Genomic DNA, 16,443 nt, shown 5'->3' on the forward strand with positions numbered 1-16,443 from the left:
ACTCGTACCGGCGGTCGCCGTCGTAGAGCGACTGGTTGGCGTTGGTGGCCAAGACGACCGGCTCGTTGCCCTCGTTGACGACCTTGATCCGTACGGTGATCCACTTGCCGTTGCTTGCCTGGATGGTGGGCGGGCAGAACTCGCTGTCGGTGGGCAACTCGGCGGACTCGCTGACCTCCAGCACCGTGAACGCGACCTCGGAGTAGTAGTGGTGGCCGGTGTCGCGACGCGACTCGCCGAGCTGCGTCGGTAGCCCCAGGCGGGATTCTCGCGCGCCAGACGCAGCACCAGGAGCCGAATGGAGCGGATGGTTCGTGGTCGGCTGGGCCGTTTGGGTCGGGACCTGGCGGCGTGGCGACGCGTCGTGGGATCGCAGGTCCCCTCCTCGGCCTTTCCCGTTGAACGTCCGGCCCCGTGTGTCGACAGCGCGCACACCACGGATGAACTCGGCCAGGTCGTACGCGAACGCGACGGACTCGCCCGGGTCCTCCTCCGCGGCCACGACCCCGGGCAGCCAGGTCTGCACCGACCACGGAAGCGGGTAGCCCGTCCCGGGTTCACCCAGCGCGACCGGCTCCGGCGTGCGGAACCGCGTGCGACCCGCCAGTTCTCGGGCTGCTTCGGCCTCGGACTCCAACCACCGCCGCACCGACCCGACCTCGCCGGGGCGCAAGGGGAAACGAGCGGCGAGCCGATCGCCGATGCGGAAAATGACGTTGACCGTCCCCCGCGAAGCGACACCCGTCACGGGCAGGCCCCGCCACCGAGGGAACTGCTCATTGGCAGCGTGCGCAGTGGTCGGGCGTCGGCGATGCCTTGGTGGGGGTGGTGGGTGGTGTAGAACGTCTCGTACTCTCGCAGGGCGTGGAGTAGGTGCTATTGGTTCCGGATGAGGGTGCGGTCGAGGAGTTCGCGGCGGCAGCTGCGGATCCGGCGTTCCATGATCCCGTTCATCCGCGGTATCCGGACACCGGTGAGGACGACCTGGATGCCGGCGTCGGTGAGGATGTCGTCGAACAGGGCGGGGTACCTGTCGTCGCGGTCGCGGATCAGGAACTGCGCGGAGCTGTCCGCGTCTTCGAGGTCCATGTCGAGGTTCCTGGCGGTTTGGGTGACCCGGGATGCGGTGGGGTGTGCGGTGGCGCCGAGTACGTGGATCCGGCGGTTGGCGTCCTCGATCACCGCGAGCACGCAGAGGCGGGTACCGCTCAGGGTGGTGGTCTCGAAGAAGTCGCAGGCCAGGAGTGCGTCGGCCTGGGAGCGGAGGAAGGCCGACCAGGTCGTCGTGGTGCGTTCGGGTGCCGGGTCGGCCCCGGCGTCCTGGAGGATCTGCCAGACGGTGGAGGCGGCGATCTTGATGCCGAGTACGAGGAGTTCGCCGTGGATGCGTCGGTAGCCCCAGGTGGGATTCTCTCGTGCCAGGCGCAGCACCAGGAGTCGGATCGAGCGGATGGTCCGTGGTCGGCAGGGACTCTTGGGGCGGGATTTGGCTGCGTGGCGGTGGGCGAGGAGGTCGCGGTGCCATCGCAGTACCGCCTCCGGACGGACCAGCAGTCGAAGCCGATGAAGCGTGGTGCTCGGGAGTCGGTGCAGCAGCGCCGCGAGGAACGCCCGGTCGGCGGGACAGAACCGTGTAACGAGGTGGTGAACCGGCCGCCCCGGTCGCGGATGACGAATCGGAAGTCGTCTGCCCGGTCGCCGCGCGTGGTGCCGGGTCGATGCCTGCGTCGTGCAGGATCTGCCAGACCGTCGAGTGGGTGATGCGGTGGCCGAGTCGGGCCAGTTCACCCTGAATCCGCTGATGACCCCATCGGGCGTTCTCCGTCGCGAGCCGTAGCACGAGCGTCTTGATCGCGGTTCGTGTCGGTGGGCGTCCGGTGCGTCGATGCGCGGAGTAGTCCCACCGAGCCATGAGTCTGCGGTGCCAGGCGAGCAGGGTGCCGGTGGTGACCGGAAAGATCTCTGACCAACGTCCACGATCCACCAGCCCGGACAGGGCGGCGAACCAGAACCGCTCCGCGGGCTCGTAGCGGATCCGACCTGCGAGCTGCCGGCGAAGGACCGCGTTCTCGTGGCGCAGCACGAGCAGCTCGGCGTCCTTCGCCGCCTTACCGCGCAGCAGCACCGACGGGACGGACAGCAACCTCCGGGTCACCTTGTACAGCAGGGAGAGAATCACGCGGACATGGCCTCAAAGCGGCGGTTACCCCGCTCTACCAGCGGCGATGACCATCCGAGCGGCACAGGCCCCAACCGAACAGTAAGACACCTCTGGCCGAGCGCCGAGGATCATGCGCTATAGCGCTCGCTGTGGGTTGCTCAGCGCTTGCCGACATCGAGCGGTGCTGCTGGGCCCACCTGGGCGGTTTCGGTGAGCGAGTGCAGCATGCCGGGGTCGTGTGGTGCGAGGTACCTGTAGCTCTGGGGCGGCTGGAAGTCTGCCTGCTCGCGAAGATCGGCCAGCTTCAAGGGCTCGTCGAGTGTCCGAGGGTTCGTGATGCTCAAGCAGGTCGCTGCGTCGACTCCTGCCAGGTAGTCGTCGAACTCGGAGCGGGTGAGTCCGAGGTGGTGCCGGTAGCGGCGCCACAGTGTGCCGGGGGCGGCCGTGTCGACTTTCGCGAGTGTCGCGACACCCATCACCGACATCACGGGAGTGCTCGCGTAGATGATGATGGTGGTGTCCGCGCGGCCGGTGTCAGCAGGGCTGCGAAGCCGCGCACCAGACTGGCGAGTGCGGTCATCTCCGGGCAGGCCGCGGAGATCTTCTCCAGCAAGGTCGTTTCCTTTGGGCGCAGGTTGTCGGGTTTGGTGAGCAGAAGTCGGCTGGCGTGACGCGAGGTCGTGACGGGACGGTCGCCTTCGGCGCGCCCCTGGTTGAGGTAGCGGACCAGCAGGTTGGCGCTGCCGGTGTAGCCCGACTCCCGGATCTCGGCGAACAGCTGGGTGACGGGGACCACGGGATCGGCCAAGCGGCGGGCGCGCAGATGGTCGCGATAGGGGGCGACGAGAGTCGGGCGGTAGGTGGGGGGCGATGCGCAAGGTTTGGGGTTCGGGCATGCGGGCGTAGCGTTTGACGGTGTTCAGGGCCACCCCGAGGCGCCGTGCGCAGTCGAGCAGGCCGACCCCTGACCGAGCAGCTTGTGGACCTTCTTCCAGCGTTCGCGGACGGTCTGCTCGTGAACCCCGCCGGGGCGGGGCGGGTTGAGGGTGGCCCAGCATCCGGCGTGCGCGCGCACCTCGACCATGACCTTGTCGCAGAGATTTCGCCACAGGTGCCAGCGGTCGCTGACCTGCACCGCGTCGGGCAGGGCGCGGCGGACGGCCTCGGCGTAGGCGGCTGAGCCGTCCCGGCACACCACCTCGACACCGGGATGTTCGCGCAGCCAGGATTCCAGGGTGGCGACGTCGCGGCCGGGCAGGACTGCGACGCGTCGGCCGGTCTCGGCATCGATGACGATCGTGGCGTAGCGGTGGCGGCGGCGCAGGGCGAAGTCGTCCACGCCGATCACCCGCGGGACTGTCAGCTCGGGCAGCGGCAGGTGCCGTAGACGGCGCAACGCGGTACTGCGGGACACGGGCATGGCCAACAGGTCGGCCAGGCGGGCGGCCGCTCGACCGCATAACTCTTGCGCCACCTGGGATATCTGCCGGGCAAGCCGCACCGTTCGACGCTGGTGGCGCTCCAGCAAACCCGGAACCTGTTCCCGAAGGTTCGCCGTGGGCAGCTCCGAGCCGGGCAGACCAGCCGCCGGGCGCGCAGGTGCACGACAACCTGGCGGCCGTCGACCGGCACATCCTTCACCGCCCGATGGCGATACCCGTGCACCTTCGCCGTTGCAGTCCCGCACACCGGACACGGCACGGCCACGTCCCGAGTGCTGGCCGTGACCACCACCATGCCGCCGTCCTCCGCCACGTTCTGGACGGCCAGCGCGACAGTCCGGAAACACCGTCCCCACAAGAGAGTCGACATCCATCACAAGATCATGATCGCGAACGGATACCCGACGTCACCACCGACTACGGGCCAGAGCCGCTCGTTTGACAGACCCCAGCGTCGCAGGCGTTCGTGAGTGATGAGCTTGTCCAGCCGCCATTCGATCGGCAAGTGCTCACCGAACCTGATCAGTCGCGGCGAACAGAGTGGCGACAGCGGCCAGATGTCTGCCAGGAGGAATATTCCATTCGAACGGCGCATACCTAGCATGAGAATGTCCCGGAAGGGCTAGACGTCTGACCCAAGTGGTCGCACATCGCCAATTTGCGGATAGACATCCGACCACTCGTGCCATAATGCTCCTTCTGCTTCAGCCTTAGACCGGACGTCACGATTGGTCGGTGAGAGACTAGATGGAGGCAGTATGATGAAGAACCTCCTCGTCAAAACATCTCGCATACTCTTCTCGACACTCATTCTAATATTCCCGGAATTCCAGACAGCTAGCGACTCGGCCCAAGATGTCAAGTTTCATGAAGTCGCCTGGGACAACGGGCCACTCGCTCCTTACATTCAGAAGTACAGGGCGGATAACACGCAATTTTCCGCCGAGAGCAACATTGCGGCGATACTTTTCGACGATGGCCAGAACGATCCATTCGTCATTGCCGTAGCCAGCGCGAATCGCAACTCCTCCGTTGCCTGGTTCATGCGCTTCGAGGGAAAATGGGAATACTCCGAGGCGTCGGGACAATACGAGTTCATCGGCAGCATCCAGAAAATTCCGATGAAATCTTTCACCGGCAGACCGGACTTCTCGATCGCCAACAAGCATTCGGAGGAACTTCTTGATGCGTACATCGAGAGTCACGACATGGAAGGGTGGGCACGCATAGGTCGTTCCGAGCGCGAGCCCTGCTCAGAGGACGTGAACAGTTGCAAACTCCGCGTGAGCAAGATGGCAGGACTGACCGACTTCTACTACAACATTCCGTACGACACCGCAGAGGATCGTGCGAAGGCTGTCGAGCGACTAGCTCCGTACATCAACGACTGGGTGATCGAAGGACGCCGTATCGCGCTGGTGGGCAATCGCCTGTTCGACCTGGGGCGCAGCCCTAACGGTCAGCCGAAGAAGAAAGGTGGATCGGCAACCCAACCGGCGACACCTCACTGGCAGGAGACGTTGCCATTCGACTTGCCTGGCCCTGACAGTGCCGGTGGTGTGGACTTCTCTACCGTCGAACTCCGGTACATAAGCGACTCTACTGCAGGAGAGCAGGGCATCCGCTATTCTTTTGCCGCGACACCGGCACCAACTGATCGCAACGTTACAGTCGGCGCCAATTCTATGCGCTCAGCATCGGATTCCTTCTTCGTGTGGTTGGCCGTGCCAAGGAACAAATTCTGGGTCAACCTCAACCCCGATGAACCCGATCGCGTGATCGATCCGGCGCTGGCCACCACGGACGCCGGCAGAGTCCTCTTAGCTTCTGACCTGCAACTGAAGAAGACCGTTGCCGGACTCCTCCACCCGGACAGCCCCAGCGGGCAGAAATTCTGGTCGGAAGCAGAGGCAACGGACGGCCAGATCTGCCTTTCGACACGGCAGTGGATCGTTCCAGGCACTGCGGACGTACACGAAGCGGACGGTGGTCTATTCATCATCGACGCGCCGTTAGAGGTGCGGATGGAGTCCGAGACGCCCGCAACGGGAAGCCTAACCCAAGGGTGCGCCTTGAACACACCCGCAGCCAAGCAGCGGGAACAGATATTCCGTGATATTATTTTACCCCAGGTCGAGAAAGCAGTCAACGAAGCCCCGGAGTACGCCGAACTGCGGGGCGTATACCTCAGTCGCGTGGCCGCCGAATGGTACCGGAACCAGTCGGCCGCCCGGAAGACAACCTATAGTGAGGTTATTGATAGCGGTGATGTCGCATCCTGGCCTGCGCGCACGCCATGGTCACCACGCGCCTATTTCGACGAATACGTTACCTCGTATCAAAAGGGCGAATTTTCCGTCGAACGGCGACAGGACACTGCGGGTGGCGTCCTGGTAAGGACCTACACCTACGGTGGCGTCGATTTCAGCCAAGTCCGGCTCAATAGTATAGACGACGGCAGGACCCAGGAGGTTTGGCCAGGAGGGAAATCATCGGCAATCGCTTCCTTCGATCATCGCGCGAGCGATGCCAATGGACGCACCTGGCTTGGTTCTGCAGGGCATGAGGATGATAGTAATTCCATTGTGACCAGTTCGGAAGCGCCCGAAAATTCATCAGCCGGAGCACGCGAGACAGATTCTCGTCTTCAGGGTATCATCGTTGCCACTGCTGCCGGAGTCGCCTTTCTCCTGGTCGTCTTTCGAGTCCGTCACGTCGTGCGACGCAAGCGTCGAACCCGGCAATCAGGCTCGTAGAGGTCATGCCGATCAGCAAGATTTCGGTCATGCATATCGAGTTGAAAACGATCGATCCCTCTACGCTGATTGCCACGATCGGAGTTCAGGGGTGCATAGCGGTTCCACCTACCGATCCGGCAATCGGCCCGGACCGGACGTGTTCATCCGCTGCCCCTGACCTCCTCGTATTCGCCCATCTCTGTCATGTTCCGCCTCACTATCAACAACCAGCGTTTCTGTTGTTCGAGGATGAGGTAGACGATGAGGCCGTTGCCGTACCCGTAGACGAGTTGGCGCAGGGCGCCGTCGGGGTTGGCGCGGTGGTAGGGCTCGCCGTACCAAGGTTCGTGGGCGTCGCGTTCCTCGGGCAGCAACGCGGCGCGGATCGCCTCGGGGGTCTTCTCGACCTCCGGAGATGGTGGGTGCGCGGCTGCTGCGGTCACACGGACACGATAGCGGGTCGGCGTCGACAGCGGCCCGGCGACAACGACACGACGTTGCGTGTCGTCATGCCCGCCGGTCCGGCGGGCATGACCCTCGTCCTCCGTGGCGACCGATGCATCCGCTGTCCGGGTCGGATGAGGGTCGGATGCGCGACCATCACAGTCGGCGGTCCGCAGATCGCCCGGGAGCGGGGGGAGTGCGTGGGAGCGGACGCTGGGAGCAGAATGGGAGCCGTCGGACGTGTTTAACAGCGTTGAACCGCATTCAATGGCTTCCAACGGCTGCGTGTTTTCTGCGGTGATTCTGTTTCCGCTGGTGGAGGCTTTGTTCTGGCTTCGTTCACACCGAAGAGGTCACTGGTTCGATCCCAGTATCGCCCACAGTGTGTTTATGCAGGTCACCGGCCCGTAGGCGGATCATCGTCTGCGGGCCGGTGATCGTTCTGGGGAGCAGTTTGGGAGCAGACCTCCTTTCGGGGCCGCCGCATTTGTGGTCGGATTCGTCTATCTCCGGTGATAAAACCGCTGGTCGCGCATCTATGGCCCTGATCAACATCCCAAGTGTCATGGTGAACACTTCGTACGCACCGAAGAGATCGCAGGGTGCGGTTGATTGCCGTTCGGGTCGGTTGGGGCGACTTGTGCGACGTCTTGCCGGGGTCGGATCGGCTGTCACCGCGTGCCGGTCCGCTTCCTTGTGACCTGGCTGGCGCAGTCGCTGCCCGAGGGTCGAACACCAGCCACGGGTTGATGCACCAGTGCGGCGATCGCTGTGTGATCGGTCCGATCCGCAGGCGTGGGTTGGTCCGGCGCGCTACGGCGGCCTTGTGTCGCAGCGCTGGCAATTGCACATCCTTCGTAGAGTTCTGGCACCCCACAGGGCGAGTCGACCTGATCAACGGCCTGAACGGGAGCCTCGCCCGTCCCGCAACCACCTGTTCAGCCTGCGCCGTGACCTGCACCATCACGACGAAAGGGCTCAGTACGGCAGGACGTATGCGTGGCTCATGTCGGAATCGTGGGTGGTGGTCGAGCCGCGCGAGTCGGGGAGCCGGGTGGCCGTCCCCTGGATGCCGGCGGTCTCACCGCCCAGCCACTCGGCCTTGACGTAGGTGTTGAACCGGGGGACGCAGCCCGGCTCCTTGCTCACGGTAAAGTCGGCCTTGTTGAGCGGCACGTACTTGTGGTGCACCCAGTACGGCACGTCGTGCGTGACCGCGACGCTGTCGTCGGTCTTGCAGAGCGTGCCGTCCGACTTCCACTGGTTGACGATGAGCGTGAACTTCACCTTCGACGTCTTGTACTTGTCGCATGGCGTGCTCGGCCAGCAGATCATCAGCTCGACGTCGCCGACCACGTTGAGACCCTGCGCGGTCGAGGGGAGGTCGAAGTAATCGAGCTCGGGCAGTCGCACCTGTGCTTGCCGAAAATGTCGTCCGTGCAGGTCAGGCGGCGTGGTGATACTCGTTGAGGATGCCGCCCAGTCGTTGCCGTCTGTGGATGTCGAGTCGCGTGACCGCTGCTCGATGGTCGGCTGTGGCAGCGGTTGTAGCGGTCGGGCGTTGGCGATGCCCTGGTGGGGGCGGTGGGTGTTGTAGAACTGCTCGTACTGGCGTAGCGCGTGGAGCAGGTGCTGTTGGTTCCAGATGAGGGTGCGGTCGAGGAGTTCGTGACGGCAGCTGTGGATCCGGCGTTCCATGATCGCGTTCATGCGCGGGATGTGGATTCCGCTGAGAACGACCCTGATACCCGCGTCGGCGAGGACGTCGTCGAATAAGGCGGGGAACTTGCCGTCGTGATCGCGGATCAGGAACCGTGCGTGTCGGCCTTCGTCTTCGAGGTCCATGACGAGGTTTCTGGCGGCCTGGGTGACCCAGGATGCGGTGGGGTGTGCGGTGGCGCCGACGATGCGGATCCGGCGGTTGGCGTGCTCGATGACCGCGAGTACGTACAGGCGGGTGCCGTTCAATGTATGGGTCTCGAAGAAGTCGCAGGCCAGGAGTGCGTCGGCCTGTGAGCGGAGGAAGACCGACCAGGTCGTCGTGGTGCGCTCGGGTGCCGGGTCGACCCCGGCGTCCTGAAGAATCTGCCAGACGGTGGAGGCGGCGACCTTGACGCTGAGGACGAGCAGTTCGCCGTGGACGCGGCGGTAACCCCAGGCGGGATTCTCGCGTGCCAAGCGCAGCACCAGGAGCCGGATGGAGCGGATGGTCCGTGGTCGGCCGGGCCGCTTGGGACGGGATCTGGCTGAGTGGTGGCGGGCGAGAAGGTCTCGGTGCCACCGCAGAATCGTCTCCGGGCGTACCAGTAGGCGGAGCCGACGAAGCGCATCGACCGGGAGTCGGTGCAGCAGTGCCGCGAGGAACGCTCGGTCGGCGGGGGAGAACCGTGGACGGATGCGCGGATCCTGATGGTGGACGACGACGCGCGGATCCGCGAACTGTTGGAGAGCACACTGCGGTTCGCCGGCTTCGACGTGACGGTGGCCGGATCCGGATGGGCGTGCCTCGAGCTGGTGCGGCTGCGATCTCGGCAGGTGCACGTGCCGGTCGTGTTCCTGACCGCACGGACGGGCCACCTCGGAGGTCATGCGGACCGGGGACTTCGCGCTGGACACCTCGACGCACGTCGTGATGGAGGCGGGCGGTGATTGAGCTATCGCCGACCGAGTTCCGGCTGCTGGAGACCGTGTTCACTGCCGCCACGCTGACCGGAGCAGATCTGCGCGAGACCCGCCGGGACCACGTCAACCTCACCCGCACGAGCCTTCAGACCACCCGCCTCGAAGAGCCGTGGTGAACGAGACCACAATCGCCGACCGAAGCCTACGCGACGCCGACCTCACCGGTGAGTTCCTCCGCCACTGCCGCACACAGACCTGACCAGCGCGAACACCGACCTGTGGAGCGCCAGAAGTCGGCCGCCGCCTTCTGACCTGGGTTAGGCGGTGGGTTCCTACTCGTTGATCAGGCTGCCGAGTGGCGACGCTCCTGGTGCGGGCGGGCAAGGAGACCGGGTCGATCCGGAGCACCGACGGGCGTGTTGTGGCACCACCGGAACGACTCCAGCACACCGCTACCGGGGATGGCCACCGTCCACCGGTCGGCCGTCGGCCCGCAGTCGACCTACCCGTGCACGAGAGCCTTCGCCACGGCCCATCCCCGTGTCGTCTTTGCTCCGCTCGTATCGGTGCAGAACAGCTGACCAGGCGATTGTTGTCCTCAGGTGTGGGCGTGGTGTGTGAGCGGCCGATGCTCTGCACCACGGAGGGCATCCCGCAGGACAGGGGGACGCGACGCACCGATTGACGTGACGAGGGGTATCGGTGCGTAGCCCGGGATGCTCTCCGGTTCGTGTTGAAGTCGTGGCATCACGCATGCCGCGATGATGAACCGAGAGGAGACGGACGTGAACATCTGGACCAGGGCAGGGGTCACCGCAGCCGCAGTCGCGGCGGTCGGTGCCGGGATGAGCGTGCCTGCGATGGCGGAAACGGGATCGGCTTCCGGGTCACCGACCGTCATGGCGGGCTCGACGACTCAGAGCAGGAATGGCCTCACCTGCAACAACCAGTGGTTCACCACGCTGGGTAAGACGAACTGCACCGGCAACAGCGGCCAGAGGTGGAGGTTGAAGCTCACCTGCCAGTTCCAGGGCGACATCCTCGGAACCTGGCAGACGGGCGCCGGCAGCGACCAGAACGAGTGCACCGTCAGGGTCACCGGCGCCAGCGTGCAGTGGGGATGACCTCGTCCGGATTCTCCAGGATCGGCATCCACGAGTGTTCCGGTGGCGACCGCCGCTGAGCACTCGGCGCGGGTGGCTGCGATCGCAGGTCTGCATCGCGGCCACCCCGCGCCCGGATCAGCCACGGCGATTTCCCGGCAGGCGGTGGCATCGTGATGACGGCAGGAGTAAGGAGGACGACGGAGGTGAGTGGTGGGAGTGGAGTTCCGTCTGCTCGGGCAGGTCGAGACGTGGATCGACGGTCTACCGGTGGACGTCGGCCATTCCCGGCAGCGGTGTGTGTTAGCGGTGTTGCTGATGGAGCTCAACCGGGTGGTCACCGTCGAGCAGTTGCTCGACCGGGTGTGGGGGGAGTCGCCGCCGTATCGGGCCAGGCAGGTGCTCAGCAATTACATCTCCCGCCTGCGTCACCTGGGCTCCACCGACGGGAAGACCCCGGTCGGGATGACGATTCAGCGACGTGGTGGCGGCTATGTCCTGCCGGCCGATCCGGACGATGTCGATGTGCACCGGTTTCGACGTCTGGTGATGGAAGCCGGTGCCGAGACCGACGGGACGCGTGCTGCAACGCTGTGGCGACGCGCATCGGAGTTGTGGAGAGGGGAGGCCTTCGCGGGTCTGGACACCCCGTGGATCGCCGCCGTCCGCGAAGGTTTGGCGCGCGAAAGGCTTGCCGCGGACACCGAACGGGTCGATCTCGCGTTGCGGTTGGGGCAGCACAGCATCCTGGTGCCCGAACTGGCCGCCCGCACTGCGGAGCACCCGTTGGACGAGCAGGTAGCCGGGCAGTACCTGCTTGCGCTGCACCGCAGTGGCCGACAAGCCGAAGCCTTGACCCACTACGGACGGGTGCGCAACCGGTTGCGCGACGAGCTCGGGGTCGATCCGGGTTCCGCGCTGCGGGACCTGCACCAGCGAATCCTCCGTGACGATGCCGCACCCGTCGTTCCGACGACGTTGCCCGCCCCGGTGCCCCGGCAGTTGCTCGCCCCGCCGAAGTCGTTCGTCGGGCGGGCCGAGTACTTGGCTCGTCTCGATCAAGCGTTGACCGACCCACCCGACGGCAGCGGTGCGGTTCGCCCGGGAATCGCCGTTCCGGACCTGCAGGCTGCAAAGTCCTCGATCGGCGTGATCGGTGGAATCGGTGGGATCGGCAAGACGTGGCTGGCACTGACCTGGGCACACCACCATCTCAACCGTTTCCCGGACGGGCAGTTGTTCGTCGACCTGCGTGGTTTCAGCCCGGACGGCGCGCCAATGGATCCGATGGTGGCGGTGCGCGGGTTCCTCGACGCCCTGGGTGTGCGCTCCGATCGCGTGCCGGTCGACCCGCACGCCCGAGCCGGCCTGTTCCGCAGCCTCGTGGCCGACAAGAAGATGCTCATCCTGCTGGACAACGCCGCCGACACCGACCAGGTCACCCCGCTGCTGCCCGGCACGGACACCTGCACCGTGCTGATCACCAGCCGTAGTCGGCTACCCGGCCTAACCGCCACGCACAGCGCACACCACATCAACCTCGACATCCTCACAGACGACGAATCCCGGGCCCTGCTCACCCACCGACTGGGCAACCGACGGGTCGAGGCCGAACCCGGGACGGTGACCGACCTGGTCGAATCGTGCGGCGGACTGCCCCTCGCCCTGGGCATCATCGCCGGGCGGGCCCACACCAGTCCCGAAGTGCCGCTGAGCGAGTTCGCCGCCGAACTGCGCAACCTGCGCCTGAGCGCACTGGCCGGTGACGACACGGTCGCAAACCTGCCCGCCGTGCTGTCGTGGTCGTACCGTGCGTTGACCGCGGAGCAGCGGTCCCTGTTCGGTCTGCTGGGCATCGCACCCGGCCTCGCCACAGGAGTGCACGCCGCCACCGCCCTGAGCGGTCTGTCCCCGGCGCGGCTCCGCGAGGCGCTACGGGCGCTGGAGGACAGCTCGCTGCTGGCCCGCGACCGTCAAGGCCGTTACCGGATGCACGACCTGGTGCGCGGCTTCGCCGTCAGCATGGCCCACCGCGACCTGACCGGGGACGTGCGTGAGGCGGCGTTGCGGCGTGCGGTCGACTTCTACCTGCACACCGCCCATGTCGCGGACCGGCTCCTGCACCCGCACCGCACGCCTGTCCACGATTCGGAACCGGGCGCCCACACCCTGCTGCTGCCCGACGCCCCGGCCGCGGCCACCTGGTTCCGCACCGAGCACACCTGCGTCTTGGCGGCGCACCACATCGCCGCCCACCACGGCTGGCACCGCCCCACCTGGCGACTGGCCTGGGCGTTGAACACCTTCTACCGTCGATCGGGGGAACACCACCGCTTGGTCGTGATGTGGCAGACCGCGCTGCGAGCCGCCGAACAGCTCCGCGACCCCGCAGCGCTGAGCATCGCCCACCGGTCCCTCGGATGCGCCCATGCCGAACTCGGACACCACACCGACGCCCTCGCTCATCTGGCCCAGGCGGTGAACCTGGCCTGGGACCACGAAGATCATGCCAATCACGCCCTTGCCCAGGAAGCAATGGCGAGGACATTGGGGGAGTTCGGGCAGCACCAGGCGGCACTCTCGACCGCGATTCATGCCCGTGAGTGCTTCCGCAGCCTCTCCCACCCCATAGGGGAAGCGCGGGCGCTCAACGACATCGGCTGGTTCGCCGCCAACCTCGGCAGGTACCAGCAGGCACGCACGCACTGCGGCAACGCACTGGTCATGCACCGACGCCACAACAACCCGGAAGGCGAAGCCAGAACCTTCTACAACCTCGGCCACATCGACCACCTCACCGACAACCACGTTCAAGCCGTCCGCCACCACCAGCAGGCCCTGCTCCTGTTCCGCGAACTCGGCGACCTCCACGCACAGGCACAGACCCTCGACGTGCTGGGCTGCTCGCACACCGCACTCGACCAGGACCAGGAAGCCGAAGCCGTCTGGCAGGAGGCCATGCAGCTGTACCGTGCCCAGCAACGCACCGATGACGCCGACCGGATCGAACACAGCCTGCAAGCATCGAGCGCACCGCACACCAAGAACACAATCCGCTGTTGCCACAAGAATGCGGAGCCAGGTCCGTCCTAGAAGATCTGTCAATCTCGAGCGGCTCTGGTTCGTAGTCGGTGGTGACGTCGAGTGGGTCTGTCAAACGAGCGGTGTAACTCGGGTTGAAGTGGGTTACTTGCGTCCGGCGGCCAGGCGGCCGTCGAAGGCGATCTCGAAGGCGTTGAGGGCGGGCTTCCAGCGGATCATCCAGCGTTTGCGGCCGGTGCCGGTCGGGTCCAGGCTCATCACCGCGAGGTAGACGCACTTGAGCGCGGCCTGCTCGTTGGGGAAATGGCCTCGGGCCTTGACCGCGCGGCGGATGCGGGCGTTGACGGACTCGATGGCGTTGGTCGAGCAGATCACCCGCCGGATCTCGACGTCGAAGGCCAGGAACGGCACGAACTCGGCCCAGGCGTTGTCCCAGAGCCGGACGATCGCCGGATAGCGGACGCCCCAGGCGTCGGTGAACTCGGCGAACCGCTCCTTCGCCGCGGCCTCGGTCGGAGCGGTGTAGACCGGCTTGAGGGCCTTGGCGATGGCGTCCCAGTGCTGACGGCCGGCGTAGCGGAAGCTGTTGCGCAGCAGGTGCACGATGCAGGTCTGCACGACCGTGCGCGGCCAGACGGTGGTGACCGCGTCGGGCAGGCCGGTCAGCCCGTCGCAGACCAGCATGAGCACATCGGCCACGCCGCGGTTGCGCAGCTCGGTGAGCACATGCAGCCAGTACTTCGCGCCCTCGCCGCCGTCCCCGGCCCACAGGCCGAGAATGTCGCGGTGGCCCTCGGTGGTCACGGCCATCGCCATGTAGATCGGCCTGTTGGCCACCTGGCCGTCGCGGATCTTGACGTGGATCGCGTCGATGAACACCACCGGATAGACCGGGTCAAGCGGCCGGTTCTGCCACTCGACCATGCCCTCGACCACCTTGTCGGTGATCGTGGAGATCGTCTGCCGGGACACGTCGGCGCCATAGACCTCGGCCAGGTGCGCGGAGATCTCCCCGGTGGTCAGGCCCTTGGCGGACAGCGAGATGACCATCTCGTCCACGCCGGTCAGGCGCTTCTGCCGCTTGGTCACGATCCGCGGCTCGAACTCGGCGTTGCGGTCACGCGGCACGTCGATCTCCACCGGCCCGACATCGGTGAGCACGGTCTTCGAGCGGACGCCGTTGCGCGAGTTCCCGGTCCCACGACCGGCCGGGTCGTGCTTGTCGTAGCCCAGGTGGTCGGTGATCTCGCCTTCCAGCGCCGACTCCAGCAGCCGCTTGGTCAACTGCTGGAGCACCCCGCCCTCACCGGTGAGCTTCAGGCCACCGGCGCGGGCCCGGCTGACCAGCTGGTCGACCAACTGCTCATCAGGCCCTCCAGGGCGGTCTCGGGCTTGGCGTCCTCGGCGTTCTCCACGCCGGACATCATCTCGGTCATCAGGTGCGCATCCTTGATCAGGAGTTACACCGCTCGTTTTACAGTCCCCGTCGAGTAGCTGGCCTAGCTCATGATCTTGTAGTGGATGTCGATTCCCCTGTGGACTGTGTCTTCCGGGCTGCGCGCTGGTCATCGAGGGGCATGGCGAAGCCAGCGGCATGGTCGTGGTCACGTTGTGCTTGCCGAAAATGTCGTCCGTGCTGGTCAGGCGGCGTGGTGGTACTCGTTGAGGATGCCGCCCAGTCGTTGCCGTTGGCGGATGTCGAGTCGGCCCAGTCGTTGCCGTTGGCGGATGTCGAGTCGGGTGAGGGCCGCTTGGGCGGTGACGGCTGGCGGCAGTGTGCGCAGTGGTCGGGCGTTGGCGATGCCTTGGTGGGGTCGGTGGGTGTTGTAGTACTTCTCGTACTCGCGAAGGGCGTGGAGTAGGTGCTCTTGGTTCCAGATGAGTGTGCGGTCGAGTAGTTCGCGGCGGCAGCTGCGGATCCAGCGTTCCATGATCGCGTTCATGCGCGGGATGCGGATGCCGCTGAGAACGACCTGGATGCCCGCGTCGGCGAGGACGGTGTCGAACAGGGCGGGGAACTTGCCGTCGTGGTCACGGATCAGGATTCGTGCGGGGCTGCCTGCGTCCTCGAGGTCCATGGCGAGGTTCCTGGCGCCTTGGGTGACCCAGGATGCGGTGGGGTGTGCGGTGGCGCCGAGGACGCGGATCCGGCGGCTGGCGTGCTCGATCACCGCGAGTACATACAGTCGGGTGCCGCTCAACGTGCGTGTCTCGAAGAAGTCGCAGCCCAGTAGCGCCTCGGCCTGCGAGCGGAGGAAGGTTGGCCAGGTCGTCGTGGCGCGTTCTGGTGCCGGGTCGACTCCGGCGTCCTGGAGGATCTGCCAGACGGTGGAGGCGGCGACCTTGATGCCGAGTACGAGGAGTTCGCCGTGGATGCGGCGGTAGCCCCAGGTGGGGTTCTCCCGTGCCAGGCGCAGCACGAGGAGTCGGATCGAGCGGATGGTCCGTGGTCGGCCGGGCCGTTTGGGGCGGGATCTGATCGCGTGGTGTCGTGCGAGGAGGTCCCGGTGCCACCGCAGCACCGTCTCCGGACGCACCAGCAGCCGGAGCTGACGAAGCGCATCGACCGGGAGTCGGTGCAGCAGCGCCGCGAGGAACGCCCGGTCACCGGGAGAGAACTGCGGACGGACGTTACTCAGCTGGCGTTCCAGGACCGTGATCTGGTGTCGTAGCGCCAGGATCTCCGTGTCCTTGTCCCTGTCGCTCATGGGCAGCAGGCGCAGCAGCGCGAAGGCGTTGGTCACACCGAGGTAGGCCAGTCGGAGGAGCACAGCCGGTCATCATGCCGTGCTGGTCGACGTCACAGCGCATGGCAGCCGTGCCGCGAACGCTCAACTCCCCTGGGCTTCGTGCGTCCTCTACCTGCATGGATGAGGTTATCGGCAGGCACA

General features: G+C 65.8%; 11 protein-coding genes, 1 tRNA gene and 1 pseudogene. 5 read left to right on the forward strand and 8 right to left on the reverse strand.

The genetic code is table 11. The annotated features are described in order from the left end of the window. From ADK67_RS52080 to ADK67_RS53310, 4 genes and pseudogenes are all read right to left on the reverse strand, one after another. A partial coding sequence (locus ADK67_RS52080; protein ID WP_197289264.1) for a phosphotransferase occupies positions 1–649 on the reverse strand: 649 nt, incomplete at its 3' end. Positions 650–876: 227 nt separating this feature from the next. After that, positions 877–1,431: an IS481 family transposase gene (locus ADK67_RS03810; RefSeq protein WP_231648002.1), complete on the reverse strand. Its 555-nt coding sequence runs from the start codon at positions 1,429–1,431 to the stop codon at positions 877–879. 888 nt (positions 1,432–2,319) lie between these two features. Next, positions 2,320–2,640 (reverse strand): hypothetical protein, encoded by a 321-nt coding sequence (locus ADK67_RS03815; protein WP_157619894.1) that lies wholly within the window; start codon positions 2,638–2,640, stop codon positions 2,320–2,322. A gap of 50 nt (positions 2,641–2,690) precedes the next feature. Further along, positions 2,691–3,980: pseudogene (locus tag ADK67_RS53310) on the reverse strand (ISL3 family transposase); the annotation flags it as partial. Between the two features lie 384 nt (positions 3,981–4,364). Between ADK67_RS53310 and ADK67_RS50430 the strand changes: the two are divergent. Continuing rightward, on the forward strand, positions 4,365–6,359 hold the full coding sequence (locus ADK67_RS50430) for a hypothetical protein (RefSeq protein ID WP_157619895.1): 1,995 nt from the start codon (positions 4,365–4,367) through the stop codon (positions 6,357–6,359). A gap of 143 nt (positions 6,360–6,502) precedes the next feature. On the opposite strand, the gene ADK67_RS03825 is transcribed toward ADK67_RS50430, so the two are convergent. Beyond that, positions 6,503–6,784, reverse strand: coding sequence for a hypothetical protein (locus ADK67_RS03825; RefSeq protein WP_053714983.1), 282 nt, complete (start codon positions 6,782–6,784; stop codon positions 6,503–6,505). 297 nt (positions 6,785–7,081) lie between these two features. On the opposite strand from ADK67_RS03825, the gene ADK67_RS50435 reads away from it, so the two are divergent. Next, a tRNA-OTHER gene (locus tag ADK67_RS50435) sits at positions 7,082–7,165 on the forward strand. 598 nt (positions 7,166–7,763) lie between these two features. Here the strand turns inward: ADK67_RS50435 and ADK67_RS53315 are convergent. Further along, positions 7,764–9,401 (reverse strand): integrase core domain-containing protein, encoded by a 1,638-nt coding sequence (locus ADK67_RS53315; RefSeq protein ID WP_231648003.1) that lies wholly within the window; start codon positions 9,399–9,401, stop codon positions 7,764–7,766. 29 nt (positions 9,402–9,430) lie between these two features. Here ADK67_RS53315 and ADK67_RS48560 point away from each other — a divergent pair, with 29 nt between their 5' ends. From ADK67_RS48560 to ADK67_RS03845, 3 genes are all read left to right on the forward strand, one after another. Then, complete coding sequence (locus tag ADK67_RS48560; RefSeq protein WP_082403198.1) at positions 9,431–9,583, forward strand: pentapeptide repeat-containing protein; 153 nt, start codon at positions 9,431–9,433, stop codon at positions 9,581–9,583. A 609-nt stretch (positions 9,584–10,192) separates the two neighbouring features. Continuing rightward, a complete protein-coding gene (locus ADK67_RS03840; RefSeq protein ID WP_157619896.1) occupies positions 10,193–10,531 on the forward strand; it encodes a hypothetical protein in 339 nt (112 codons plus the stop codon). A gap of 198 nt (positions 10,532–10,729) precedes the next feature. Beyond that, complete coding sequence (locus ADK67_RS03845) at positions 10,730–13,603, forward strand: AfsR/SARP family transcriptional regulator (RefSeq protein ID WP_063797492.1); 2,874 nt, start codon at positions 10,730–10,732, stop codon at positions 13,601–13,603. Between the two features lie 93 nt (positions 13,604–13,696). Here ADK67_RS03845 and ADK67_RS03850 read toward each other — a convergent pair whose 3' ends face one another. Beyond that, the gene (locus ADK67_RS03850; protein ID WP_053714986.1) at positions 13,697–14,911 is read right to left on the reverse strand and encodes an IS256 family transposase; all 1,215 of its coding nucleotides are present in this window, start codon (positions 14,909–14,911) and stop codon (positions 13,697–13,699) included. A gap of 281 nt (positions 14,912–15,192) precedes the next feature. Beyond that, on the reverse strand, positions 15,193–16,323 hold the full coding sequence (locus tag ADK67_RS53320) for an integrase core domain-containing protein (RefSeq protein ID WP_053714987.1): 1,131 nt from the start codon (positions 16,321–16,323) through the stop codon (positions 15,193–15,195). Positions 16,324–16,443 lie beyond the last annotated feature (120 nt).

The sequence above is a fragment of the Saccharothrix sp. NRRL B-16348 genome, assembly GCF_001280085.1.
Classification (GTDB): Bacteria; Actinomycetota; Actinomycetes; order Mycobacteriales; family Pseudonocardiaceae; genus Actinosynnema.